Source organism: Iodobacter sp. BJB302 (assembly GCF_002735645.1).
In the GTDB taxonomy this organism is placed as follows: domain Bacteria; phylum Pseudomonadota; class Gammaproteobacteria; order Burkholderiales; family Chitinibacteraceae; genus Iodobacter.
In genome coordinates this window covers 31,015-55,560 of sequence record NZ_PDZG01000028.1, presented here as the reverse complement: position 1 = coordinate 55,560, position 24,546 = coordinate 31,015, and the positions used below count along the sequence as shown (strand labels likewise).

19 protein-coding genes are annotated in these 24,546 nt (G+C 53.3%); 11 read left to right on the top strand and 8 right to left on the bottom strand.

The window, feature by feature from the left end; all coding sequences use genetic code 11:
- The 8 genes from CSQ88_RS10800 to CSQ88_RS10765 form a co-directional block, all read right to left on the bottom strand.
- Positions 1–372, bottom strand: a 372-nt coding sequence (locus CSQ88_RS10800) for a hypothetical protein (protein ID WP_218963068.1), incomplete at its 3' end; no start/stop codon positions are given.
- A gap of 42 nt (positions 373–414) precedes the next feature.
- Positions 415–1,188: a DUF4123 domain-containing protein gene (locus CSQ88_RS10795; protein ID WP_099398114.1), complete on the bottom strand. Its 774-nt coding sequence runs from the start codon at positions 1,186–1,188 to the stop codon at positions 415–417.
- Complete coding sequence (locus CSQ88_RS10790; RefSeq protein ID WP_099398113.1) at positions 1,185–3,857, bottom strand: type VI secretion system Vgr family protein; 2,673 nt, start codon at positions 3,855–3,857, stop codon at positions 1,185–1,187. Before CSQ88_RS10790 ends, CSQ88_RS10795 begins: the two co-directional genes overlap by 4 nt.
- A 130-nt stretch (positions 3,858–3,987) precedes the next feature.
- Positions 3,988–5,079: a type VI secretion system protein TssA gene (gene tssA, locus CSQ88_RS10785; protein WP_099398112.1), complete on the bottom strand. Its 1,092-nt coding sequence runs from the start codon at positions 5,077–5,079 to the stop codon at positions 3,988–3,990.
- Entirely contained in the window at positions 5,076–8,867 is a 3,792-nt protein-coding gene (locus CSQ88_RS10780) for a type VI secretion system protein (RefSeq protein ID WP_099398111.1), read from the bottom strand. The genes tssA and CSQ88_RS10780 overlap by 4 nt, the downstream gene beginning before the upstream one ends.
- 222 nt (positions 8,868–9,089) lie before the next feature.
- The gene (locus CSQ88_RS10775; RefSeq protein WP_180273629.1) at positions 9,090–9,824 is read right to left on the bottom strand and encodes a DotU/TssL family secretion system protein; all 735 of its coding nucleotides are present in this window, start codon (positions 9,822–9,824) and stop codon (positions 9,090–9,092) included.
- The gene (tssK, locus tag CSQ88_RS10770; RefSeq protein WP_099398109.1) at positions 9,817–11,178 is read right to left on the bottom strand and encodes a type VI secretion system baseplate subunit TssK; all 1,362 of its coding nucleotides are present in this window, start codon (positions 11,176–11,178) and stop codon (positions 9,817–9,819) included. The genes CSQ88_RS10775 and tssK overlap by 8 nt, the downstream gene beginning before the upstream one ends.
- A 467-nt stretch (positions 11,179–11,645) precedes the next feature.
- Positions 11,646–12,035, bottom strand: coding sequence for a type VI secretion protein (locus CSQ88_RS10765; protein WP_099398108.1), 390 nt, complete (start codon positions 12,033–12,035; stop codon positions 11,646–11,648).
- A 308-nt stretch (positions 12,036–12,343) separates the two neighbouring features.
- Here CSQ88_RS10765 and tssB point away from each other — a divergent pair, with 308 nt between their 5' ends.
- From tssB to CSQ88_RS22765, 11 genes are all read left to right on the top strand, one after another.
- On the top strand, positions 12,344–12,910 hold the full coding sequence (gene tssB / locus CSQ88_RS10760) for a type VI secretion system contractile sheath small subunit (protein ID WP_099398107.1): 567 nt from the start codon (positions 12,344–12,346) through the stop codon (positions 12,908–12,910).
- Between the two features lie 16 nt (positions 12,911–12,926).
- Entirely contained in the window at positions 12,927–14,405 is a 1,479-nt protein-coding gene (gene tssC / locus CSQ88_RS10755; protein WP_099398106.1) for a type VI secretion system contractile sheath large subunit, read from the top strand.
- A 399-nt stretch (positions 14,406–14,804) separates the two neighbouring features.
- On the top strand, positions 14,805–15,305 hold the full coding sequence (locus CSQ88_RS10750; RefSeq protein WP_099398105.1) for an Hcp family type VI secretion system effector: 501 nt from the start codon (positions 14,805–14,807) through the stop codon (positions 15,303–15,305).
- 83 nt (positions 15,306–15,388) lie between these two features.
- Positions 15,389–15,835 (top strand): type VI secretion system baseplate subunit TssE, encoded by a 447-nt coding sequence (tssE, locus tag CSQ88_RS10745; protein WP_099398104.1) that lies wholly within the window; start codon positions 15,389–15,391, stop codon positions 15,833–15,835.
- Positions 15,836–15,916: 81 nt separating this feature from the next.
- A complete protein-coding gene (locus CSQ88_RS10740) occupies positions 15,917–16,261 on the top strand; it encodes a hypothetical protein (RefSeq protein WP_099398103.1) in 345 nt (114 codons plus the stop codon).
- A 345-nt stretch (positions 16,262–16,606) separates the two neighbouring features.
- On the top strand, positions 16,607–18,388 hold the full coding sequence (gene tssF, locus CSQ88_RS10735) for a type VI secretion system baseplate subunit TssF (protein ID WP_099398102.1): 1,782 nt from the start codon (positions 16,607–16,609) through the stop codon (positions 18,386–18,388).
- A gap of 423 nt (positions 18,389–18,811) precedes the next feature.
- The gene (gene tssG, locus CSQ88_RS10730; protein ID WP_099398101.1) at positions 18,812–19,909 is read left to right on the top strand and encodes a type VI secretion system baseplate subunit TssG; all 1,098 of its coding nucleotides are present in this window, start codon (positions 18,812–18,814) and stop codon (positions 19,907–19,909) included.
- Entirely contained in the window at positions 19,906–22,467 is a 2,562-nt protein-coding gene (gene tssH / locus CSQ88_RS10725; RefSeq protein WP_218963067.1) for a type VI secretion system ATPase TssH, read from the top strand. The genes tssG and tssH overlap by 4 nt, the downstream gene beginning before the upstream one ends.
- Before the next feature lie 126 nt (positions 22,468–22,593).
- Positions 22,594–23,232, top strand: a complete 639-nt coding sequence (locus CSQ88_RS10720; RefSeq protein ID WP_099398100.1) for a hypothetical protein — start codon at positions 22,594–22,596, stop codon at positions 23,230–23,232.
- 450 nt (positions 23,233–23,682) lie between these two features.
- The gene (locus CSQ88_RS10715) at positions 23,683–23,940 is read left to right on the top strand and encodes a transposase (protein ID WP_099398099.1); all 258 of its coding nucleotides are present in this window, start codon (positions 23,683–23,685) and stop codon (positions 23,938–23,940) included.
- A 32-nt stretch (positions 23,941–23,972) separates the two neighbouring features.
- Positions 23,973–24,503: a surface-adhesin E family protein gene (locus CSQ88_RS22765; protein WP_143449462.1), complete on the top strand. Its 531-nt coding sequence runs from the start codon at positions 23,973–23,975 to the stop codon at positions 24,501–24,503.
- Positions 24,504–24,546: the final 43 nt, after the last annotated feature.

Genomic DNA, 24,546 nt, shown 5'->3' with positions numbered 1-24,546 from the left:
GCGACAGCCCCTTTTGCATCTGGATTGGGTTGATTGCCATGACGACCACTCCACAAAAGAACGTTCGTTCACCTTAGGCCTTTTAAGTGGTTTGAGCAAGGAGATTGAGCAAGAGACATAATCAGGACAGTTTTTACCCCCCGGCCCCTGCAAAATATCAACAATCGAACCGCCAACCGCCTGCTGCTTAGCGTCACGCAGCACAAATTGCACCGAGTAATCGTGCATATAATTCACCGCATCCACCGACACCGTCACACTATCCGCATCAACACGCTTTCCCACCGCTTCAGACTCTGCGGGGCGGCAAGCACTCAGCGCAAGAAGAATTATCCAGTAGCCGATATGAGCTTTTACTTTAATTAATTTCATTGTTTTGCTCTTATTTAAAGACGGTTTGTAAATAAAGGCCTCTTAAGCTGTAGTGATCTCAATAAAGTGCTCAATACAATAAGCCCGCAGCTCGGCAAAATCAGTAATCCCCGCCGCATGGGCTTCACTGCAAAATTGTTTTACCAGCGTATATATCTGAGATTCGCTCATGATCAATTCAGCAGTTAGCCCCAATTTTCTTAATTGCTGAATGATTTGATCAAGCTGAGAAACATCAAGCATCTGGGTAAATTGCTGCTCTGTAATGCAAAGAGGAGAATCATTGGGATTTAATTGGCCACCCCCCTTTAATTGAACCATTTTCGCAGCACGATTAAAATAAATGCCTGAATAAAAAGCGCCCAAAAAAAGCGCCCTCTGCTCATCCTGCATCGCATCCAGCAAATTAGGCAAGATACGCGTATCTGCATAGCGCAGCATATAGCTGAGTTTTTCCGGCAAAATAGTTACATCGGTATAACTTGCAAAATGGCTATACACCACCTCAGGCTCTAAAGCACTCAGCCAAAAGCTGAGCATCGGCTGGCCGTTTGTTGCATGTAATAAAAGATCCAGATGATTTTCAATATGAGCCTTATCCTCAAGATGACACAAGATAGGCGATATATCTACATCTGCCCCTTCATCTTGATACAAAGAAACCCATCGGATTTTGTTTTTCAGATTTTTTATTAACCTTGGATCAAAACTATGATCAATTAATGCATAGATATTAAATGTCTCTGGCTCAAAAGATGAAAGCCAAGCCAAGATATTGGTTTTAATCTCTGCGGGATAAGAATCAATATTTTTCATAACCTGCTCGCAAATGGGCTACCCGCATCTTTTGCTTTTAGCATGCAGGATTTACAAACCGAATTTGGAAACTGCGGCAATGGCGGCATCATTTGCGCTGGCCCGCTCACATCATGATTCGCGCCTTTCACCGTCACCGTTCCCGGGCAGTGGATTTCGATATTGCCACCTTTTAGCCGGATATAGCCGCCCCCAGCGGTGACCAGAATTTCATCTTTAGCCACCACGGTGATGCTTTCTTTGCAGGCGGTGACTTTTAAATCTTTATCGCCTGTGATTTCAATATCGTCGCTTTGTGCTTGCATCTGGATTTTGCCCTTGGCAACAATGAGCTTAAGTGCAACTTTGTCTTTTACCCCGGCCACAAACAGGCTGATGTGTGATCCGACGTTGTGGATCCAGCGGCGGCCGGAGGTTTGGTTTGTATCGCGCTGCGCAACCAGATCGAGGTTGGTGCCTGCGGCAATGGTCTGGCTTTGCGGGCTGGTGATGGCTACACCGTCCTCGCCGTGCAGCAGGATGATTTTTTGTTGGCCGGCCTGATCTTTGGATTTGCTTTTGCCGTCTTTATCCGTGTTTGACCCAGCTTCCAGGCTTTTGCTGGCGTGCACATGGTGGTGCAGATGGCCGGTGGTGGCTTTTTCGCCTGCGCTGTTGTCGGGCTTGACTGTTTTATCGGCATCCCCAGTTTCTATGGTGTCGGCGAGCTGGTTGGTGGCGGTTTCACCCAAGCTTTGGGCGAGTGCCAGCGCGGATTCCAGCTGGCTTTGGGCTGGGCTGTGGTCGAGCTGTTTGCCGGATGCGCCGCTTTTGGCTTCGGTGCTGATGAGTAAGCCATTAGCGCGGATGGCACCCTGATTATCCGTGCGCAGCTCAAAGCCTTCGCCGCGTGGCTCACCTTTTCCATCTGTTCTTGGGTGAATTAAATAGCCAAGATTGAGCTGGGTTTTGCCGTGCTCGCTGGATAATTTGGTACGGACTTCACCTTTTGTATCGTCAAACAGCAGCTCGCCGTATTGGCCGCCTTCATGCTCTTTGGTTTTGATGCCAGACAGGGTTTTGTTGGCGGGTAAAGCGCCTGCGCCGCTGAACGCGGGCACAGAGTGGCTGCCGTTATAAACCACGCCAGTGATGATGGGGCGGTCGATATCGCCTTCGATAAAGTCGACTAAAACTTCCTGGCCGATGCGCGGGATAAACTGGTGGCCCCAGCTTGCGCCTGCCGATGGGTAGGCCACGCGGATCCAGCAGGAGGATTTATCATCCAGGTTTGCGCCAAACTCCGGGTGCTCGGCAGCGCGCTGCCAGTGGAACTGCACCTTGATCCGCCCCTGCTCGTCGGTGTGGACTTCAGCACCGGCAGGGCCGACCACGGTGGCGGTTTGTACGCCACGGCTTTTGGGCTTGCTGTGTTCGATATGGGCAAAATCAGGCGTAATCGGCTGGCCGCGTCTTTGGGCGGTAAAGCGGGCTTCATAGGGTTTGGCGGCATCGGCAGCCAAAAGGCTGGGCGCGACCAAGCCCAGTTGCTGAGTTAAATCCACGGGCAAATTATTATTGGCGGTAAATGTCAGCCCGGTAACGGCAAATTCGCGTTGCTCGGCGGAGTCCCATTCGTGGGCGGGGTGGTCTTCCAGCCGGAACCACTGCCCGGCCTGCAGGGCACGCAAAGTGCCGGAGCCGGTAAAGGATTTCTTTTGCGCGTCTGCAGCCTGCTGACGCAATTGGGCGTAGTGGCTTAGGCCTTCTGCATCACTGGCGTCCCCCAAGAGGACTTGCTTCGCGGCGTAATAGAGGGCTTGCGGGTCGTAATCTTCAAAACTGGCTTGCAGCTGCTGCCCGCCATCGCCCTGGTCAATACGGCTTTCATCAAAGCTTTGGCTGGTGCTGGTGGCTTTGTAATCAAAGCTCGCGAGTGACACGCTGCTGCTGCCCACCTGGCGCTGGCTGTTCCACTCGGTAAGCGCGTCAGATTCTTCTGTGGCATCGGCGCGGTGAAAGCGCACCTGCATTTCCTGGGCTTCGGGTAGCGCAAAGGCATCGTCAAAGATGACCAGCTGCACCTGCGGATTGTCGCCTGGCAGATGTTCGAATCGCCACGCCAAGCCTTCCTCGGCTAATAATCGCGTCAGAAAATCGAAATCGGATTCACGGTATTGTAAGCAGTAAGAGCGCGGGCCGTGTGTGCCGGAGAGTTTAAAATCCAGCGTTTGCACGGCGGCAAAAACGGGGTTTTTAGCCTGGTGCTCGGCTAAAACTTGTTTAACGATATCGGGTACGGATAAATCCTGAAATACGCGTGAAGTGCGGCGGTAGCGGAGTAAGGCAAACGGCGGTTCTGCCGTCAGCGCGTATTTGGCAAATCCCCCATCTGAGCCCAGCAATTGCGCCTGCGAGATAACGCCACAGCGCTCAACCGCATCGCCATTGGCATCAGCCACCGATAAAACAATAGGTAAACCAAGTAAGGATTTAAGCTCTAAAGCGCCATCAGGCGATAAGCAGTCAATCTGATAACGGTAAGCCTGGTTAATCCCTTCGCTGCCATCCACCCGCTGAGGTAAAAGCTGCTCACCCCATGCTGCGCCATCGCCAAGTTGCAGAGAAATAAGCCGCTGGTTTTGAGAAAAAGCGTTGGCAAATGAAGCAAGTAGCTGATCAGTGCGCATAGGCTATTTTCTCAAGGAAAATTAATGAAGCATCATAGCAGTTCGCTTCCATCTCCATTTTAAAATTACAAAAAAAAGCTCTTTTTGACCGTTTTTCATACAGAACAAGTAAGCAAATACACCTCCCCCCTCAAGGCAGCACCCCCAGCAATGACCAGAGCCGTCTGGCTTCTGCATCGCTGGAAATCAGCTCGGCCAGTAAATCTCTGAGGGGTTTATTGCCCCATTCCACGCTGCGGTAAATCAGATAGGGCACGGGGCTGTGGGGCTCGGTGCGGGCGAGGTAATCGGCGATCAGCTGCAATTGCCGGTAGGCTTCTTCACGGCTGTTGGGTTGCAAAAAGGGCAGTGGGTCGGGTTTTCTTTCGGCGGCGGGCGCGGGTAAAACCAGATCAGGCGTTGCGGGCAAAGGTTGTGGGTGCATGGTCAGCCACTCTTTTAAAATCATTTCATGCTCTTGCATCAGCAAAAACAAGGGCTGAAAAGTAGGCGCGTCGTGGCCCATTTTTTGATCGCATTCCTGCACCAGCCCGGTGATTTGCGTCAGCCCGTGCAGCACAAAGCCGTGTGCGCTGCGCAGCAGGTTCACATCGGCGGCACGAATGGTATCGTTGATTTTTTGCTCCAGCTTTTTAGCCGTTTCTACAAGGGGCACGGCTGTTTTGCTGGTGTTTTTTCCCTGATCGAGGCCCAGATGTTTTTGCCATGTGCGCCAGTCGGCCAGCGTAAAGCTGTCTAGATCGCTACGCTGATCCAGCACAGGCAGCGGCATGCGCGATAAGAGCAGGGTGCTGTAAGCATGCACACCCCATGCCAGCGGGCCAGTGCGATAGCTCATATCGCCATCTTGGGGCAATGGATGCACCGTATCCCAGTAGCGCTGACACAGGCCCAGCAATAAACTCAGTGCAGCACTCAGGCCCTCAATAGCCCGCCGGTGTATCCAGGCTTCGCCCAGCCAGACAGCCACGGTCAGGTCTTTGCTACGGCTTTGCAAAATCTGCCTGCCCAGTTTTTCAACCGTGGCCCAGTCGCCCCGCTTTACTTCTGCCTGCCAGATCCCGGTTGGCAGGCTGGTATCGTCTTCCCTTTTGGCTTCGCGCAGTAAATCGTATTCAGCTTCATAGCGAATCGACATACCACAGGGCGCATCCTGCGAAATAGGCTGGAGCAGCGATTCCAGACTCCCCTGCAAACCGCCAGGTTTGATTTCTACACTCATGGTGCCACCAATGATTTATCTGAATCCGGCAGGGTAATTTGTCTGAAAGGCGAAGCCGGTGCTTTAAGGGGCAAGGCCTGAATCAGCTGCGTTGGCAGCAATGACTTGGCCCCCACTGCGCTGATACCAAAACGTGCAAACATTTGTGCCCGTGGCTTAGCCGGGCCACCCAGCGGCAGGCTGAAAAGCATTGCGGGATAGCTGAACTCATCCTGAAAAACCATGCCGGAAGGGGCCTGATGATGGCGCAGAAAATGCAGTAAAGACCATGCGCCGGTATAGCGCCATTCGGCACTTTGATTAAGTACGACTAAGGATGGCTGCGTGTTTTCTTCGATAGGCAATTGCGGGGAATCGGCCGCCCAGCGCAATGAAAACACAATAGGCTGGCCAAGCAGCCAGCGCTGTTTGGCCCTTTCCCCCAGCGGGAAACGCATGCGCTGCGTACCTACAGTGAGGCCCCATTCGATCACCTGATCGGCGCCCTGCTCTTTATCTTTATCACTGCGCCACTGCACATCAATATCCAAGCCCAGTGGCTGAGGCTGCTCAGCGCTGCCCCGTAATAAAATAGGGCCCAGCAAATCGCGGCTGTGCTGCAGCCCAAGTAAAAACAAACGGGCCGCGTCCCGGTTGGGCGATTCATTATCTTCAAGCCCGGCCTGGGCGGCAGGCAGATACAGATCAATTAAACGCAGCAGCGTGCCAACCCGCTCAGCATCTGCATCCGGCGCATTGCCATTGGCGGCAAAGGGGAAACGCCCCGCCAGATATTGATTAAAAAACCCTGATAACTGCTGCCAGGCATAGGCGCTGTTTTGTGCCCTTAGCCCCATGCAACGCTCATTAGCCATATTGACCAGCTTTTGCGCCCGCTCAAAAAAGTAACCAGGGCCTGCGGGCAGCTCCACTTGGCGCAGCACGCCGTAGCAGGTGCTGGCATCCATTTCATTTAAATCTTTGCTGATCAGCTGCGCCAGTAAAGCCGGGCCGCTGTCTGGCGCTTTTTCTTTCATTTTTTTCAGATCAGCCGCCAGCCCTTTCCAGCGTAAAAGAGTCTGCATATCTTTTACCGGCAAGCCCTTGGGATGCGCCGCCAGCCAGTCCAGCACGACGCCCTGATTAATGGCGACGGTAGCCAGCTGCTCCAGCTGCCGGTTGAGATACTGTTGTAATTCCAGTGGGTTATTTGCTTTAAAACCTTTGAAACTGGCATTTTTCTTGCCATCCCACCATGAAAAAGTGGCTTGCTTAGGCTGGTAAAGCGCTAACTCCGCCAGCATGCCATCTGACTGGCGCAAAGAAGTCAGCGCACGCTCGTTCATTTCTTTAATCAATTCAGCCGATAAATCAGCACGGCCCAAATCCAGCAGTGCCGCATTGACTTCAGGGGCGATCCGGATCAGCCCTTCCATGCTGTCCGCCACATTTCTTTGCCCCTGATCATCTGCCCCCCGCCCGCCCATGGTATGCCACATGGCATGAGCCGCACTGCTGCTGGCCAAACCGCCAAGGCCGGCACGATAAGCATCAGGCACTTTGCTCAGGTTTTGAGTCTGGTAATGCTGGCGCTCCTGATAAATCTGTAAAGCCGCAGCCAGCCTTACCTCGCTCATTTCCCGCAGGCCACCACTCACTTGTAAATGCCCCGCCGTACGCCCCTCCATCACAAAATTTTGCTGCAACAAATAACTGATGGCCGATTGCAATTGCAGCACATCTTCTTTTAAGCCCACTTCCCCACGCGAAGTCAGCGAGGAATCACGATTCGACCAGCGCTCTTTAAACGCTTTTCTCAGCTTAGCCGCGTGCTCTTCAATGGCAGAAACAGCGTCTTTACCAATAAAAGCGCTGGTCTTGGCATGATTCAGCATCGCCGAATAGCCCGGCACCAAATCCTGCCCGGATGCGCTGCTCCATGCACTGTTTGTGGCGGCAATCAGTTGCTTAAGCAGGGTAATTTGCTGATTTAACTTGCTTAAATCAGCGTAGCTATTGTGCTGGGCACTTTGCAGCTCGGTGAGCTGGGTTTGCACACTGTCGGCGGTTTCAATAAAAGTGGCATCTGCATACAGGCGATTCAGCCAATGCTGCATTAAGGCCTCAAAATTTTGCTTTGTATCTTTCGCCGCTGCTTGCAGCTGTACCGGCTTACCCATCCACGGGGCGTAATGGGCAAGAATGACTTCTGTTTTATGGCGCAGCGGCAGGCGTTCAGGGCGAAAATCGCCATCCCACAAGCGGTTAGACAGCTCACTCAGCTGGCTGAGCGCATCAGGCCCGCCACGCAGGGCGCGGTTATACGAAATTACATTTTGCTCCACCAGCCTGGCCTGCTGGACTAAATGCTGCGCCGCCACATAGCGGGGCCATGTTTCCGGGCTGGCGGTATCGTCGCCCATTTTTTTATCGCTATCTGCGCCCTCTGCCTGTAAAGCCTGTAAATCCGCATGGATACGCCGCTGCGCAGCAAAAAACCATTCTGTCTGCAATAAGCTGGCCATTTTTTCAGCCAGCGCATGGTCAAAGTTTGAAAACAAGGAGCCTGGAAAAACAATACTTTCATAATCAAGTCGCGGCGCGGCAAAGAGCACCCGCCATAAAGCCACCGCAGACTGGCTGTCTGGATCCGATTCGGTTTGCGCCGATCCACTACTCATTGAGCTTAAAGCCCGGCTCAAGGCCATGGCATCCTGCCGCTCTGCCTGCCATACCCAAGCCATCGCCAAAAACCACAGCAGGCAAAAAGCCAGAGTGGCCAGCCTGGCAAAACGGTGCCAGCGCTGACGCAGCGACATAATCCGCACAATGGGCTGCGCCAAACCGCGCTCCGCAGCCATCCGCTGCCGCAGCAGGCCGGAGCTGAATACGGGGATATCCGGCACTGCGGGCTCAGGCGCAAAAACATCTGCATCTTCCTGCTGAACCGCATAGCTTGCCGCGCAATACAGCCCGCGCAAAACAGGGGCATCGCCCATGGCATTGCTCTGAAAAGCAGCGTCGGCCAGTGCATGTAAAGCGGTACGCAGCGCGTCAAATTGCCTTGGCAACAAGTAGAGCGCATCGCTTACGCCACCATTTAAGGTGGCGATCTCGCAGATACAATCTCTCAGCTGCCTTTGCATTTGCGTCAGCGCAGCATCTAAATGCTCGCGCTGATAGGCCGCGGTCAGGGGTAATACGGAAGACCAGCCCAAAATGCTGTCTTGCGCCTCATCAGGCAAAGACTCGATCAGCTCGCTCATCCCCGCCACATCCTGCAAGCCGGTAATCAGCCAGTACACGGGCAGTGTTTGCCCCAGCTTTTGCTGTGCATCCTGAAATTGCTTACAGAGCGTCACATCCAGCGGGGTGTCTTTACTCATCAATTGTTTGGCCGATACGGCCCAGATCACCGCATCCAGTGGCCTTTGCCCGCGTACCCTCAGCAGGGCGCCCAGTAAACGCCGCCATGCAGATAAAGCCGCCAGCGCACCATCGGCCTGCTGATAAATATCGTGCGGCGGCAATAAAACCACCGCATCGCTACTGGAATAAAAGCGCCCGAACCAAGCTGATTTCTCAGCACTTTTCAGCTGCCATGCACGGCACAGCTGCTCGCTGCTGGCCTGATCATCCCCCAGCAACAGCAGCCACGGCACCTGATAGCGCCCCTCAATACCCGCCTCTTTTTCCATCTGCCGCACGGCATCAATAAAACCGCGCCCAAGGCGATCGGCCTTATTCCGCCACAGCCACCACAGCAGCAAGATGGCCGCAATAATCAGCAAAATAATCAGCAGCTTCACAGTGTGGCCTCATACCGCAATGGACATGCCGGATCAGCCTCAGCACACATGAACAGCCTGAACAGGTGGCTTCTCGCCTGCGGAGAAAGGGCAACAATATCGGTCAGCTTCACGGCTTGGCCTCATACAGCGGTGGACGCGCCGGATCGGTCTGTACACAAATATCCCGCCTGAAGAGGTGGCCCCACGCTAGCGAAAAAAAAGCATCAATATCAGTCAGCTTCACGGCTTGGCCTCGCTGAGCGGCGGATGAGTTACATCGATTTGCGAATAAATATCCCGCCAGAATAAATGGCTTACCCCAAACATCAGCAGCAATAAAAAAGCCAGCATCAGCGCCAGGCGATAGCCATCGGGCAGCATTTTTCGCTCTATCAGCTGCAAAGGCGGCGTCACACTATGGCCGCTTAAAACCTTGCCCAGCAGCGCCACATCGGGCTCTCTCTGGTAAATCTGAGCAAACAGCGAAGTACACCAAGCCTCAAACAGCGCGGGCTCCCGCCGCAGGCGCCCGCGAAACCCCAGCACCAGCGTCATCAGATACACCGCAGCCAGATCACGCTCGCTTGAATCCTGGCGCTCAATTAAATGTTCTATTTCATCGGGCAGGGTTTCACCCGAAGTGCGGGTATTAAAGAGACGAAACTCTAAAGGCGTGGTTTGCCAGGCGGCCTGGCCGCTCCATTCGGTAAACAACAGCACTTCATCGATCAGGGCAACAAAAGCATATTGCACCGCCTGAGCATGCATTTTGTTGGCCGCCCCCGCCTGCGTCATCACCATGCGATAAACCCGCCGCGCTAAAACGCTGGTTTCCTCCGCCACACGCAGCAAGAGTTTGTCCACGGGCTCGGCACTGCTCAATAAGCCGGGGGACAAGAGCAACCATTCTTCCCAAACCTGGCAAAAAGCCTGCTTCAAAGGTAAAGCGGCCTGCTGGCGTGCAAAATCAGTCATGATCCGCCTCATTCAGCACCGGAATATCGTCGCTGGCTTCAGGGACAAACAAGACAATACTTAAAGGCTCAGCTGCCGCATTTTGCGCTGGCACGGCAATGCAAAGCGGCTCGTCAGGATTAAACCACTCGCCAAATTCATACAGGCTGAACAAGCGGGTATCGTCCCCCACGCTGTAGCTCACCTGCTCCTGCCTGTCGAGCGGGCGATAAAGCACGCCGCGCATTCTTTGCCTTTGTAAGGTTTCCAGCTGCGACAAGGATGCAATTACTGCCCTGTCCAGCCATAACCTTGCCGCATCGTCGCCTGCGCCACCGGGCATTTGCACGCCAATCACCCACTGCCCGCCCTGGCGTAAAACCGCTGGAGGCCGGATCACAAAGCCATCTTTTTCTAAGGTAAATTCGCTGCGGCGATAGCCCGCTTTAATGCGCGTCACCGATTTCATAATGAAACCAATCACATCATCAAAACAGGCCAGTAATTCTTCGTAATGAAAAGCCCGAAAAGCCGGTACGCCCGCCTGCGGATTCAGCGCACAGACCGATCCGGCCACGCCATTTAAGATCAGATAGAGGGAAAGCGGATGCGCCACACGACTATCTAAGGCGCTTTGCAGCTCAGGTAATCTGGCCCAGAGCGCGGCCAGCTGCCGGTCTATTCTGGCACTGTCGCCCTCGTTATTATCCTGCAGAGCCTGCCTGAGCCTGCCGGCTAAAAAAGCACACTTACCGCGAATCTCGGTACACAGCGCGGCAATGCGTTTACCCAGCAGGGATTCGGGCAAGACCCTGGGCTGGGGTGCAAAATACTCCTTGCGGGCAAAGCCACCCGCGCCTTCTTCTACCCTGAGCAGCGGCAGGCAAACACCATCGGCGCGATGCTGCTCGTCTAAAATCGCCAGATCGGGCCGCCAGAAAGTCAGCACGGCCGGGGACTCTTTGCTGACTAAATCGGGGATATCCTTGCCATCTTGTGACACATAGCGCCGCCCGCTGGCATCCAGTTCGCCCGCACGATAAAGCGGTGGCACCACCAGATAAAGCGTGAGCTGATGTTGAGGTGATGCGGTGACAAGGTCTTGAAAATTGAGCTCCAGCGGCGGATGTACACCGGGCCGGATACAGAGCCACAGCCCGTCCGGCAGGATGGCTTCCAGCGCCAGCACGCGTAAAGTGCCGCTGATTAAAGCCGCTTCGTCGATCTCCACATTCAGCACGCCCCAGTAATAAGGCTGCGCCGCGGCAACAAGCTGAGCCGCCAGTATTTCGGCCCGCAAAGACTGCTGTTGAAAATGCTGTGGCAAAAGCTGCATGCCCTCAGACCAGCAAATGGCTTCCGGAATTTGCCCCACGTTATCCCCTGAATGGTGATTTGTTTTTTTCTGGCTAGAAAGTCTTCATACTCAATTCAAAAACAACCCCTTTTAGTGCCTTCGGCACGTTGATTTAGGTGCGGGCGTCCCGCTGGACCTTCCTTTCTTGTGTGGCCAAGAAACGAAGCCAAGCCACAACAGCAAAACACGAAAGCTCCTGCGTTGCGGACAATCGAGTCGGCGGCGGGCGAGACTCGCTCGTGCCTCGCTGCCTCTGGCCGAAACCCCGCCCCGCTTGTTCCTCACTCCGGCGTGTTTCAAGGGGAGATTTAAGCCCCGTGCGCTATGAGCTGCGATAACAATCTGGATTGACGGGTTTGAAAATATTTAAAACCTATTTGAAATACCGTAATTCAAATTCTGTTTTTCTCCGTGAAACTCCGTGTTCTCTGTGGCCTCCGTGGTTCAAGGTTTGGGTTCTTTTGTGCATAACATATTCAAACACCTCACTCCCCACTCACCCAGCGCACATCCTGGCTGTCTAAATACAAAATCACATTTTTCTGCTGATCCAGTCTCAGCCGGTGCATGCCGGGGGAGCTGTAGCCTGCGTACACCAGCACCACCGATCCGCGCTGGCCTTTTACCGGCGCGTCGGTGACATCCAGCCTTTGGCCAGGCACCAGCTCTTTACTCCACACATACAGTGCCAGCGGAAAATCACGCTGTAATTGTGCGCGCTGCTCAAACCATTGCGAGGCTGGCAGGGCGAGTAATTTTTTAAGCAGCTCTTCGTCATCCACCACTACCAGATCAATCGGGATAGGCGTGTCGTCGTTAGCCAGCGATGCCACAGAAAATGACACGCTGCTCAATTTGATCGTGGGCTTAAACATAGAAAACACAGAGCAAGCCGGCAGGCAAAGGCAAAGAAGCAGCCCAAGCACTATACGAAAGAGTGTCAGTAAACCCCGCACAAACACCTCTAATTAACTTACTTAAAATAATTATTCACGAATGTTTATTATAGAAATAACTTTCGTAAAACTTCCAACTAAATATTTGCAATTACAAGTTTCGTCTTCTAGATTCAACAGACCAACCCATACATTGAGCAGCGCATCTGGCTTAAGCACGCCTCACGGGCAATGCGGGTAAGCCGCCTTCAAAGTGTATAAGTCAAAGCGCCAACCATGAGGTCATCATGTCAGAAAGCACCCAACACAAACTGGATCGCGTTCGCCCTCCACGCGTACAGATTACTTACGACGTTGAAATTGGTAACGCAATTGAGAAAAAAGAACTTCCGCTGGTGGTCGGCATTCTGTCAGACCTCTCCGGTCACCCCAAAGAGGCGCTGCCCAAGCTGAGCGAGCGGCGCTTTATCAATATCGACAGAGATAACTTTATTGAGGTACTCGAATCCATCAGCCCAAGGCTGGCCATTCAGGTGGATAACACCATCGCCGGGGATGGCAGCAAGCTCAATATCGAGCTGAATTTTTATGAGCCTAAAAGCCTGGACGATAAAAACACAGCGGCTAAATCAACCGACTTCAATCACTTCGACCCGATCAGCATCGTGAATAAAGTAGCGCCGCTGAAAAAACTGTATGAAGCCCGCCAGCGCCTGCGTGATTTATTAGGCAAGCTCGATGGCAATGATGATCTGGATAAATTATTGCAAGACGTGGTTGCCAATACCGAGGGGCTGAAAGAAATTCAATCTGCCCTGCCTGCCACCCCAGAGCCTGCCCCAGCAGCCGCTTAATTGACGGAGAATCACCATGCCAGAAACACAGCCAGCAGCAGCGGCAGGCGGCGCAACTGCCACTTTAGGTTTACTCGATAAAATCATTCAGGATGGCCGGATGGCGCTGGATGAAAGCCAGAAAAGCCATGCCACCGATTTACTGGGCGAATTTGCCACGCAGGTACTCGATGGCGTGATGAAAATCGATAAAGATACGGTGGCCATGATTAACCAGCGTATCAAAGACATCGACGAGCTGATCAGCACCCAGCTCAATCAGATCATGCATCACGAAGAAGTACAGAAGCTGGAAGCCTCCTGGCGCGGCCTGCACTACCTTGTGATGAACACCGAAACCGGCACACGTCTTAAGCTGCGCCTGATGAATGTATCGCGCAAAGACTTGCAAACCGATTTAGAAAAAGCGGTGGAATTTGATCAAAGTGCCCTGTTTAAACAGATTTACGAAGAAGAATACGGCACCTTTGGCGGCCACCCCTTCAGCGTACTGGTAGGCGACTATAAATTTGGCCGTCATCCGCAGGATATTGCGCTTTTAGAAAAACTATCCAATGTAGCCGCTGCCGCGCACGCGCCTTTTATTGCCGCTGCCGACCCCAAGCTATTTGATATGAGCAGCTTTGCCGATCTGGGCCTGCCGCGTGATCTGGCTAAATTATTTGAAAGCAGCGAGCTGATCAAATGGCAAAGCTTCCGGGCCAGCGAAGATTCACGCTATGTATCGCTTGTGCTGCCGCACTTCCTGCTGCGCCTGCCCTACGGCCCCGACACACTGCCCACTGAAGGCATGAATTATGTGGAAGACGTAGACGGCACCAATGCCAAAAAATACCTCTGGGGCAATGCCTCATGGGCGCTGGCACAACGCATTACCAACGCCTTTTCGCTGTATGGCTGGTGTGCCGCGATTCGCGGTGTAGAAGGCGGCGGCGCAGTAGCTGGCCTGCCATCGCATACTTTTGCCACGGCATCGGGTGATAAAACGCTGAAATGCCCTACCGAAGTGCCGATCACAGACCGGCGCGAAAAAGAGCTGAACGATCTGGGCTTTATTGCGCTTTGCCACAAAAAGAACACCGATCTGGCGGTATTTTTTGGCGGGCAAACCACCAATAAACCCAAGACCTACAACACCCCGCAGGCCAACGCCAATGCCAGCATTTCCGGCATGCTGCCCTATGTGCTGGCCGCGTCCCGCTTTGCTCACTACATCAAAGTGATCATGCGGGACAAAATCGGCAGCTTTATGACGCGTGACAATGTTCAAAGCTATCTGAACAACTGGATCGCCGATTACGTGCTGATCAACGACAACGCACCGCAAGAAATCAAAGCGCAATACCCGCTGCGGGAAGCCCGCGTAGACGTCACCGAAGTCGCAGGCAAACCCGGCTCCTACCGCGCCACCGTCTTTTTGCGCCCGCACTTTCAGCTGGAAGAACTCACCGCATCGATCCGCCTGGTAGCAGAGCTGCCACCGCCTGCGGCTTAATGAGGAGAGATAAGCAGCGTCTTGCAAGGGTCCATTAACAGTGCATAGCTGGAGCGGGGCTTAAACCCCTTAGACCAGCCGATCGAGGAACAAGCGGTATGGAGAAGTCGTCGATTCGTGTTTGAGCGAAGCGAGTTGAATCGACGCCATGCCGATTGTCCGCAGAGAGGGAACCCCGCGCAGCGGGGCGCAGACGCCGGGGTGGCCTTCTTTTGGTTCTTTTCTTGGCCACGCAAGAAAAGAACGCCCCTGCGGTGGCTACCGCACCTAAACAACCATGCCGAAGGCACTTAAACAATCATCATCAAAAACCCGGCGGCCTACCGCGGCCAAATGAAACGAAACAGATTGGGCACAGTGCCCACAGCGCAAGCGAAACCAAAAGAGGGAGCTTAAACGATGGATGCAATTATTCTTGATTTGGGAGCCGACATTAAGGGCGAATGTATGCTCGAGGGCTATGTCGACAAAATTGAAGTGATGTCGTACAGCCACAATGTAGCCATGCAAGTCACCAATGACGTCAGCAACTCTGAACGCACCTCAGGTAAACCGCATATCGGCGAGTTTACCGCCACCAAATTTGTCGATGCCTCCACCCCGCTGCTCAATCAATACTGCTGCGCCGGTAAAGACATCCCCGAAGTTAAAATCACCATTGGCCGTAATGCCTCAGATGACAGCGGAAAAATTGTGGCCTTTATTGTTTACACACTGACCAATGCGCTGATTTCCAATGTCAGCGTCAGCGGCGGCTCCGGTGGTAAGCCAGTTGAAACGCTTTCTTTGAATTTCACCAAGATCAAGTGGGAGCTCACCACACAAAAAGACAGCGGCGACAAAGAAGGCACCGCTGCCAGCACATGGGATCTCACCGCGAACAAGCTCATTAAGGGCTGACGCCAGACATTTTATCAAGACGGTTTTAAGCGTGCGGTACACTGCATTCGCGCTTAAAACCGTCCATATCTTTGGCCTTAGCAATGCAAAGCGAAAAATTCAGAGTGCCCTTATTTGAGCGCCTGCAAGACGACGCGCCGCAAAGCGCAGAAATCACCCCGCACCGCCAGTATGGCAAAGCTGCGGTGATCGCATCGGTGTGCCATGAGCTTTCCCGGATACTCAATACCCGTCGCGAAAGCTTGCCCCGCCTGGCCGGGCACAGCATTATCGACTACGGCATTGCCGACTGGAGCGGCTTTAAAACGGGCTTTGATGCAGACCGCCGCCAGTTTATCCGCGATATCAAACAAGCCATCAGCGTGTTTGAACCGCGGCTAAAAAACATACAGATAGAGATACTCAGTACCGATGGCCGAAGCGCCGCCCTGAGCATCTGCGCCGAATTACGTGGCACACAAAATGAGCGGGCAGTGCTGTGTATTAAGCAAACTGAGGATGGGATGAGTGTTGAGGAAGTTGATGCGTAGGGCGTATTCGAAGCGAAGCGCAATACGCCATCAACACAATGCTTAAGTTATATCGTAAGCATTATTTGCTAGGTACAAACCATGAAATTTTTTTACTGCACAATCTTTTTTCTCTGCAGCTGTGCATCAAATTCAGGAGTGGTGCCCATTGGGCAAGATACCTTTATGGTTTCCCGCCAAGCCGCAACGGGATTTTCTGGTTCCGGCGTATTAAAAGCTGAAGCATTTCGTGAGGCCAATCAATATTGTGCAAGTGAAAATAAGAAGCTACAGGTTATAAACACAACTGAAGCACAGCCCCCTTACTTACTAGGAAATTTTCCAAAAGCAGAAATCCAGTTCATGTGTCTTAGCCCAAATGACTATGAGCTAACCCGCCCAAAATTAAAAAAAGGTGCAGATACCGTCATAGAGCTTCGGCAATGAGCCCAAGAAACACGCTTCCAAAGAGACTACTGGTGTTGCGAATCAAACATCTTTTCAGTGCCTTCGGCACGTTGATTTTGGTGCGGGATCCCCGCGGGGACTCACTTTCTTGCTTCGCCAAGAAAGTAAGCAAAGAAGGCGACCCCATCAGCACGAAGGCCCCTCATCTGCGGACAATCGAGCGGCGGCTGCGGGACTCGCTTCGCTCAAACAGTCCTCGCCGAAACCCCGCCCGCTTGTTCCTCGCTTCGGCGTGCTTCAAGGGGATGATTTAAGCCCCCTGCAACGTAAGACGAATTAACTACAAATATCTGCTTTGAAAACATTCAAAGCATTGAGGTTTAAATGAGCGACTCGATAGACGATGTTTTGCTTGATTACTACCAGCGTGAGCTGACCTGGTTGCGCCACGCCGGGGCGGATTTTGCTGAGCGGTTTCCTAAGATCGCTCATCGCTTGGAGCTTTCCGAATACGAATGCCCGGATCCGCATATCGAGCGCCTGCTTGAAGGATTCGCTTTTTTAAATGCGCGCTTGCAACGCCAGCTAGATGATGATTTTTCGCAGCTGAGCAGTGCATTACTGGAAGAGCTTTACCCCTACGCCATCCGCCCTATGCCTTCCACCGCCATCGCCTGCTTTCAGGCCGATGCCAGCAAAGGCAATGCCAATAGCGGGCTTGAAATCAAACGCGGCACGTCGCTGTTTGTAAACCACCAGCGAAGCGAGCAGGAAACCGACAGTATTTACTTCAGAACCACCGCCCCGCTTACCGTCTGGCCTTTGCAAATTGACGAGGCTATCTTGCTGAATGCCGAAGAAGCGCAAAAACTCACCGGCCTTGCCAGGGCGCAATCGGCGCTGAAGATCCGTATTCATTGCAATGCGGCGGAAGGCTGGCCAGCGCTCACACTCAGCACGCTAAAAGTGCATTTGGCCGGATCTCCACTGACTGCTGCAGTGCTTTACGATTTACTCGGCGCACACAGCATCGCCATGTTTAGTTTACTTAAAAACAAAATTACCCCCATCAAAGGCTTACCCGAGGCCTGCGGTTTTACTGATGATGAAGCGCTTTTGCCCAGCGAAAGCGGCGCACTCGCCAGCCACCGCATGCTGCTCGAATACTTTAGCTGCCCGGCCAAGTTTGCTTTTTTTGAGCTACCGATCAGCGTACCTGCCGCCGCAGAGCAAGATTTAGAAATCATCATCGCCTTTAACACCGCCCCCGCCAGCCGCCTTAGCCTGCAAGCGAGTGACCTGGCCTTGGGCTGCGTGCCGGTGATTAATCTCTTCCCCCGCACCTCTGAGCCTTTACGCCCCAGCGGCAAAACGCGTGAATACCGCATCGTGGCCGACAGCCACCGGGAACACGCCACCGAGATCTATGCCATCGGCCAGGTGCGTGCGAGCAAAGCCTATGGCGCGCAAATTGTGCCGCGCTATTTTGGCCTGAACCATGGTGATGCCAATGGCTGCTTCTGGCACGCCAGACGAGTAGACGGCATAGGTCAGCGGCGCGGCAGCGATATGCTGCTCACTTGGGTGAATGCCCATTTTCTAGCCACCGACCCGCCCGCCCCCACGCTGAGCGCCGAGCTGCTTTGCACCAATCGCTTCCTCGCCGAATCATTAGCAGCAGGCACGGCGCTGGCTTTTGAGCAGCCCGGCCCTGTTGCCAAAGTGCGCCTCATGGCCTCGCCCACACCGCAGCTGCCCCACAGTAGCGCAGCGCAATGGCGTTTGGTTTCACAGCTTTCCTTAAACCATTTGTCACTTATCGAAGGCCCGCAAGCCCTTGCCGCGCTGCGCGAAATATTAAACCTCTACAGCCACAGCGCCGCCACCCGGCAACAAATCGCCGGCATCCGCAGCATCCACACCCAGCGCACGGTAGACCGGGTCGGCAAAGAAGCATGGCGCGGCTGGCGCAACGGATTAGAAGTCAGGCTGGAGCTGGACGCCAGCCAGTTTGCAGGCAGCAGCAAAGTCTTATTCTCCGGCGTACTCGCCCAATTTTTCGCCCAATACGCCAGCGTAAACCGCTTTATCCGCACCGTATTAGTAGAAAAAGACCGGGAAATAAAAACATGGCAACCACTGGTGGGCGACCCACTCATTCTGTGAGTTTATAGAAAGATGAAAAACCAAATCTTGAACCACTTCGGCCCCAGAGAACACGGAGTTTCACGGAGAAAAACAAGGAGTTTGAAGCAAACCTTGTTTGAGTTTGAATGTACACAACGCAATCAAAGAAAAAACGCAAAAACCACGCTCTCAGCACAGGGCTTTTACCCTCCCCCTTGAAGCACGCCGAAGCGAGGAACAAGCGGGGCGGGGTAGTCGTCAATTCGTGTTTGAGCGAAGCGAGTTGAATTGACGCCGCCTCGATTGCCCACAGCGAGGGGATTTCGTGCTGGTCGGGGCGGCCTTCTTTGCTTACTTTCTTGGCCGTTCAAGAAAGTGAGTCCCCGCGGGGATGCCGCACCTAAATCAACGTGCCGAAGGCACTAACAACTGAGTTATGTAGCATGCAAAGTAGAAACCAACATGCCCGCTAACACCCTCATAAACGAGCTTTTCGCCGCGCCCTATCGCTTTGAGTTTGCTCAGGCTCTGGCGCTGCTGGAGAAATGCTATCCGCGCAAAACGCCGCTGGGCACGGGGCTGGACCCCCGTCAGGAAACGGTGCGTTTAAGCGGGCCGCTCTACCCGCTGTTTTACCCCAGCGCACTGGCGTCGCTCAGCAAAACAAGCCCTCGCCTTTACTTCAGGGCCAGCACTAAAACTTTCAAACTCAGCCTCAGAAGCAAGCCGGTAAAGCGGCGCTCGCACGCCAGCCAGCTGGAATTGCAAGCCTGCCACTTTGGCCTGGGCGGCCCCGATGGCCCGCTGCCTTATGTGTATCAGGAATGGCTGCAAGGGCGGCGCTTACAAAAAGATCATGCACCGGCGGCGTTTTTAGATTTATTTCATCAGCGCATCCTCGGCCAGCTGTATCGGGTGCAGGGCAAGCATCATATCGCAGCACCTTTTACCGCGCCGGATCGCAGCGCCGTGCAGCCGCTGCTGCGCGCACTGGCCGGCATCCTGCCCAAGCCCTTACACGATCGACAGGATATCAGCGATCAGGCCTTACTGGCCCGCGCGCCCATTCTTGCTAATCGCCGCCGCTCGGTAGAAGGCTTTAAAGCGCTGGTCGCCAGCTACTGGGGCGATACGCTGACGATCAGGCAATTTGATGGGGCATGGAGCGATCTGCCCGCATCGCACCTCAGCCTGCTGGGGCAAAAAAACAATACGCTGGGGCAAAACGCCGTGGCCGGTAAGCGGATTTGGGACGAGCATGCAGGCATTACGCTCACCCTTGGCCCGCTGTCTTTAGACAAATATCTGGCCTATCTGCCCACCGGCACGCTCTATGGCAAGCTAATGGCACTGGCAGCGTTTTATTTTGGGCCAGAGATGCGTTGCAGGCTGGTATTAAAGCTATCCCCCGATGCCAAAACAGCCAGCGACGGCCCTCATTCCACCCCCTTATCCAAAACCGCCACGCCCTTTTTACTCGGCCAGACCTCGTGGCTGGGCGGCGCAAACAATATCCCCCGGCAATGCCAAATTGCCCCTAAAACGGCAGCCACACTATGAGCCTGGATCTGAGCGCCCTGATTGCCCTGCTGAACACGCCCTGCCGCGAAGCATTGGAGCGCGCCGCCCAGCGTTGCCTTGTGCAAACGCATTTTTATATCGAGATAGAACACCTGCTGCTGGAGCTGATCGACATCGAAGCGGGCGATCTGGCCGCCATCCTGCCGCGTTGCGGCATCAGCCGCGATGCACTCAGCACCGAAATCAATACCGCCTTAGAGCGCTTTAAACGCGGCAATACCCGCACCCCGGCCTTCGCCACGCACACCGTTAAGCTATTAGAAAGCGCCGTGGTCTATGCCACTGTCAGCCACAACCAGCGGGTGCGCTCCGGCATGCTGCTGCTGGGTATTTTAGAGAACGAAGAGCTGCGCAGCCTGCTGCTTAATGGCGTTTCATCCTTACTCAGCATTAACCGCGATACCCTGAAGAGCGAGCTGAGCAACTGGAGCGCCACCTCCTGCGAAGCGCCACCTGCCCCCGTCAAAGAAGCCGGGCAGCAGCCCGCCGCTGCAAACAACACCCACAACGCGCCAGAAAACAGCGTGCTCAGCCAGTACACGCAGGATCTTTGCGCCGATGCCCGCGCGGGCAAGATCGACCCGATTGTGGGGCGCGATGGTGAAATCCGTCAGGCGATTGATATCCTGCTGCGGCGCAGGCAAAACAACCCCATTTTGGTGGGCGCACCAGGCGTGGGCAAAACCGCCGTGGTAGAAGGCCTGGCGCTCAGAATTGCCGCAGGGGAAGTGCCGCCCGCACTTAAAAACGTGGCGCTGCGTGTATTAGATTTAGGCCTGCTGCAAGCCGGGGCCAGCCTGAAAGGCGAGTTTGAGCAGCGCTTAAAAAGCGTGATCGAAGCAGTTAAAAACTCGGAAATCCCGATTATTTTATTTATTGATGAAGCCCATACGCTGGTGGGCGCGGGCGCCGCCGAAGGGCAAAATGACGCAGCCAATCTGCTGAAACCCGCGCTGGCCCGTGGCGAGCTGCGCACCATCGCCGCCACCACATGGCTGGAATACAAAAAATACTTTGAAAAAGACCCTGCGCTGGCAAGGCGCTTTCAACTGGTGCAAGTTGAAGAGCCGGACGAGGCCACCGCCATCGAAATGCTGCGCGGCGTGGCGGCCGAGCTGGAGCAGCACCACGGCGTGTATGTGCTGGACGCCGCCATTTGCGATGCCGTTAAACTATCGCACCGCTATATCACCGGCCGCCAGTTGCCCGACAAAGCCATCAGCGTGCTCGACACCGCCTGCGCCCGTGTGGCGCTGGCCCAGCACGATGTGCCACCGCAGCTGGAAAGCGCCCGCCACCGGCAAAACGCCATTAGCGACGAACTCAACCGGCTGGAGCGCGAGCAACTCACCGGCGCGCCGCATCAAGCGCGCATCGCCGATTTACAAGCAGAGCATGGCCAGCTTAAAGCGCAGATTCAGGAATTGGAAAACCGCTGGCAGGAAGAAAAAGCCGCCGTGGCAGAGCTGCTCAGCGCCCACGCCGCCCTAATCAAACTCGCCAAGCAACAGCCGCGCAGCAGTGATGAAGAAGAGTTATTTACCGACCTGCCCGCCACCATCAAGCGCCTTGAAAGCGGGCTGGACACCATACGCCAGGACGACACCATGGTGCCCGCCCATGTGGATTCGCGCACCGTCGCCGCCGTGATTGCGGGCTGGACAGGGATTCCGGTTGGCAAAATGCTGGCCGACGAAGCTTACGCCATCCGCACCCTTGCCAAGCGTATGGGGCAAAGGATTGTCGGCCAGCAAAGCGCGCTGGATACCATCGCCAGCCGCATTCAGGCTTATCGTGCGGGCCTTACCGAACCCAACAAACCGGTCGGTGTATTTCTGCTGCCCGGCCCCACCGGTGTGGGCAAAACCGAAACCGCCTATGCACTGGCCGACGCGCTCTACGGCGGCGAGCGCAATCTGGTGACCATTAATTTGTCTGAATACCAAGAAGCGCACACCGTCAGCCAGCTCAAAGGCGCACCGCCCGGCTATGTGGGCTACGGCAGCGGCGGCGTGCTCACCGAAGCGGTGCGGCGCAAACCTTACTGCGTGGTCTTGCTGGACGAAATAGAAAAAGCCCATCCCGACGTGCTGGAAGCGTTTTACAACGTATTTGATAAAGGCATGATGGAAGACGGCAGCGGCTTAGTGGTCGATTTTAAAAACACCGTCATCCTCGCCACCAGCAATGTAGGTGCCGAGCTGATTATCGACACCCCCCCACAAACTTTCGCCACCACCCAATTCGCCGACGATCTGCGCCACACCCTGCTGCAATCCTTCCGCCCCGCTTTTTTAGCCAGAATGACCGTCGTGCCCTACCGCGCATTAGATGACGCGATTCTCAGCGAAATAGTAAAAGCCAAATTAGCCAAATTAAAAAAACGCTATACGGATGCGACGGGTAAAACCTTTGAATTTGAAAGTGGGATTGTGGCGGCGGTATTAGCCAGGTGCCGGGGAGCGGGCGCGCGGGATGTGGATAATGTGTTGATGGGGGAAGTGGTGGGGAAATTGGCGGAATGGGTTTTGGAGTGAGAGTAGAGATTTAAATCTTTTTATAGCAAGGGGGGGGTAAATGTCAAATGCAATACCTGACCCATTTTATTTGCTTTTATTTGTTTAATTAACAAACAAGACCATTTTATTTAAAAGGCAAAGCATATGAAAAAGACGAGCGGCTTTAAAGACTTCCTAAAAAATAGTAAACAAAATGGACCAAAGAATACGAATACTCTTGCGGAGAATACATGCCTCACCGTGCCGCAAAAATATTGTGGTTTTGCCAGAGCAGGGCATGGGAAAACAGATATCGGCACTTGGGGAATGGCACCCTGCATTGGTCTAGCTCTTTATCAGTCCGAATCACAATGTGCCGCTGTCGCTCATTTTGATTCGGATGGGGCAAACACCCCACAGCACTTTGCACTTAGCGTGACTCCCGCAATAATCTTGCACTTTCTCTCTTATGCGAGTAGCCCGGTGACCAAAGCATACATTGTACTCGGCAGCGCACCCGACGATAGCTCCCATTGTCTATCCCACCTATTAAAAGTAGCACTCCAAAGAATGAGCTCCAACTTCGGCTTTCCGATCATCACAACTGAATCTGACCCAACACACACCTCTGGAGCGTTTGCCATCTCGCTTGAGACTGGCGATCTGCAGCTGCTCGGGCCTAATGCAGCTCCAATTCATAATAATCCCCAATTACATGACAACTTCTCAGTTCTTCGTCCGAATTTTGATATTTTCCGACTCCAAATCCCGTTTATTGCAAGCAACGCGTATGAAGCGCCCTAAGTCTTTGAACCCAAAGGAGCTCTGGAAAGTCGGGGTCAGACCTTACATTTGACATTCTTGATCATAATCGGGGTCAGAGTAATGCAAAATCATCTTGCTCTGGCCCCGGTTATCTATCACAGGGGAAAAAGATAGCCTAGCTCCGCGCTCAGGGGGGCTCTGGGGTCAAAGGGGGCTCTGGGTAGAGTAGAGAGCAGGTTTTCACCTACCCTCCCTCATCAAACCGTGCATGCGATTTTCTCGCACACGGCTTTCCGATGCTTTTCACGCCGAGGCATGCGCTGTTTTCCAGCCCGCTTTTGTCGGTATTTTATATAGCCCATAGCGTCCATACAGATCAACACTCGGGAATCGGCCTTCACCCAGGGGCTCTGGGGTCAGGTCTCACATTTGACATTCCCCCTCCCGCATCTATTCTTATTATTAAGTTAGATAGGCAAGGAGAACGGTATGTCGCGGCCTTTGCGGGTGGAGTTTGCTGGGGCGCTGTATCACGTTACAGCGCGTGGTAATGCGCGTGCCGCTATTTATTTAACGGATGAAGATAGGATTGAGTTTCTTGCGCTGCTTGCCGACACCGTTGCACGGCATGATTGGTATTGCCATGCCTATTGCCTGATGGACAATCATTATCATCTATTGATTGAAACGACTCGCCCCACTCTGTCGAAAGGCATGAAATTTTTTAATGGATTCTATACCCAATAATTTATCGCTCCCACCACAAAAATGGTAAGAAAATGAACAAGATAATTATCGTTTTTTACCTCACCATTTTATCAACTCAATCCTATTCATCAAATTGGATTGAAGTAACTCAATCAGAAGATAAAAGTACATTTTCGGTTGACAAAAGCTCACTAAGAAAAAATGGTCACTCAGTAAAAGGGTGGGTTTACGGTCAGTTTTCTTCCCCTCATAATGAATACTATTCAACAAAAATTTTCAATGAGAACGCAAATACATTAAAGACCTACCAATCTACTAAAGAACTATATATCTGGGATTGCTCTTTAAGAAAATCTGTTATTACACAGTCAATCGCATATATGGGTAAAAATGGAGGAGAGGTAGTAAATTCCTATTTATTTAAAAATCCAGAACTATCAGATATAGTTCCTGACTCTATTGGAGAAGCTCTATTAAATTACTCCTGCGCCGCAACCACACACAATAAAAAAATAAAAACAACAAAACGAACAGGGGTAGATGACGACAGCGATATATTTGGGCCTCTTATCATAAAAGATGGCAGTGATATATTTCGATAAAAAATATACAACAAATAAAAAACGGTTAAAAAACACAAAAAAA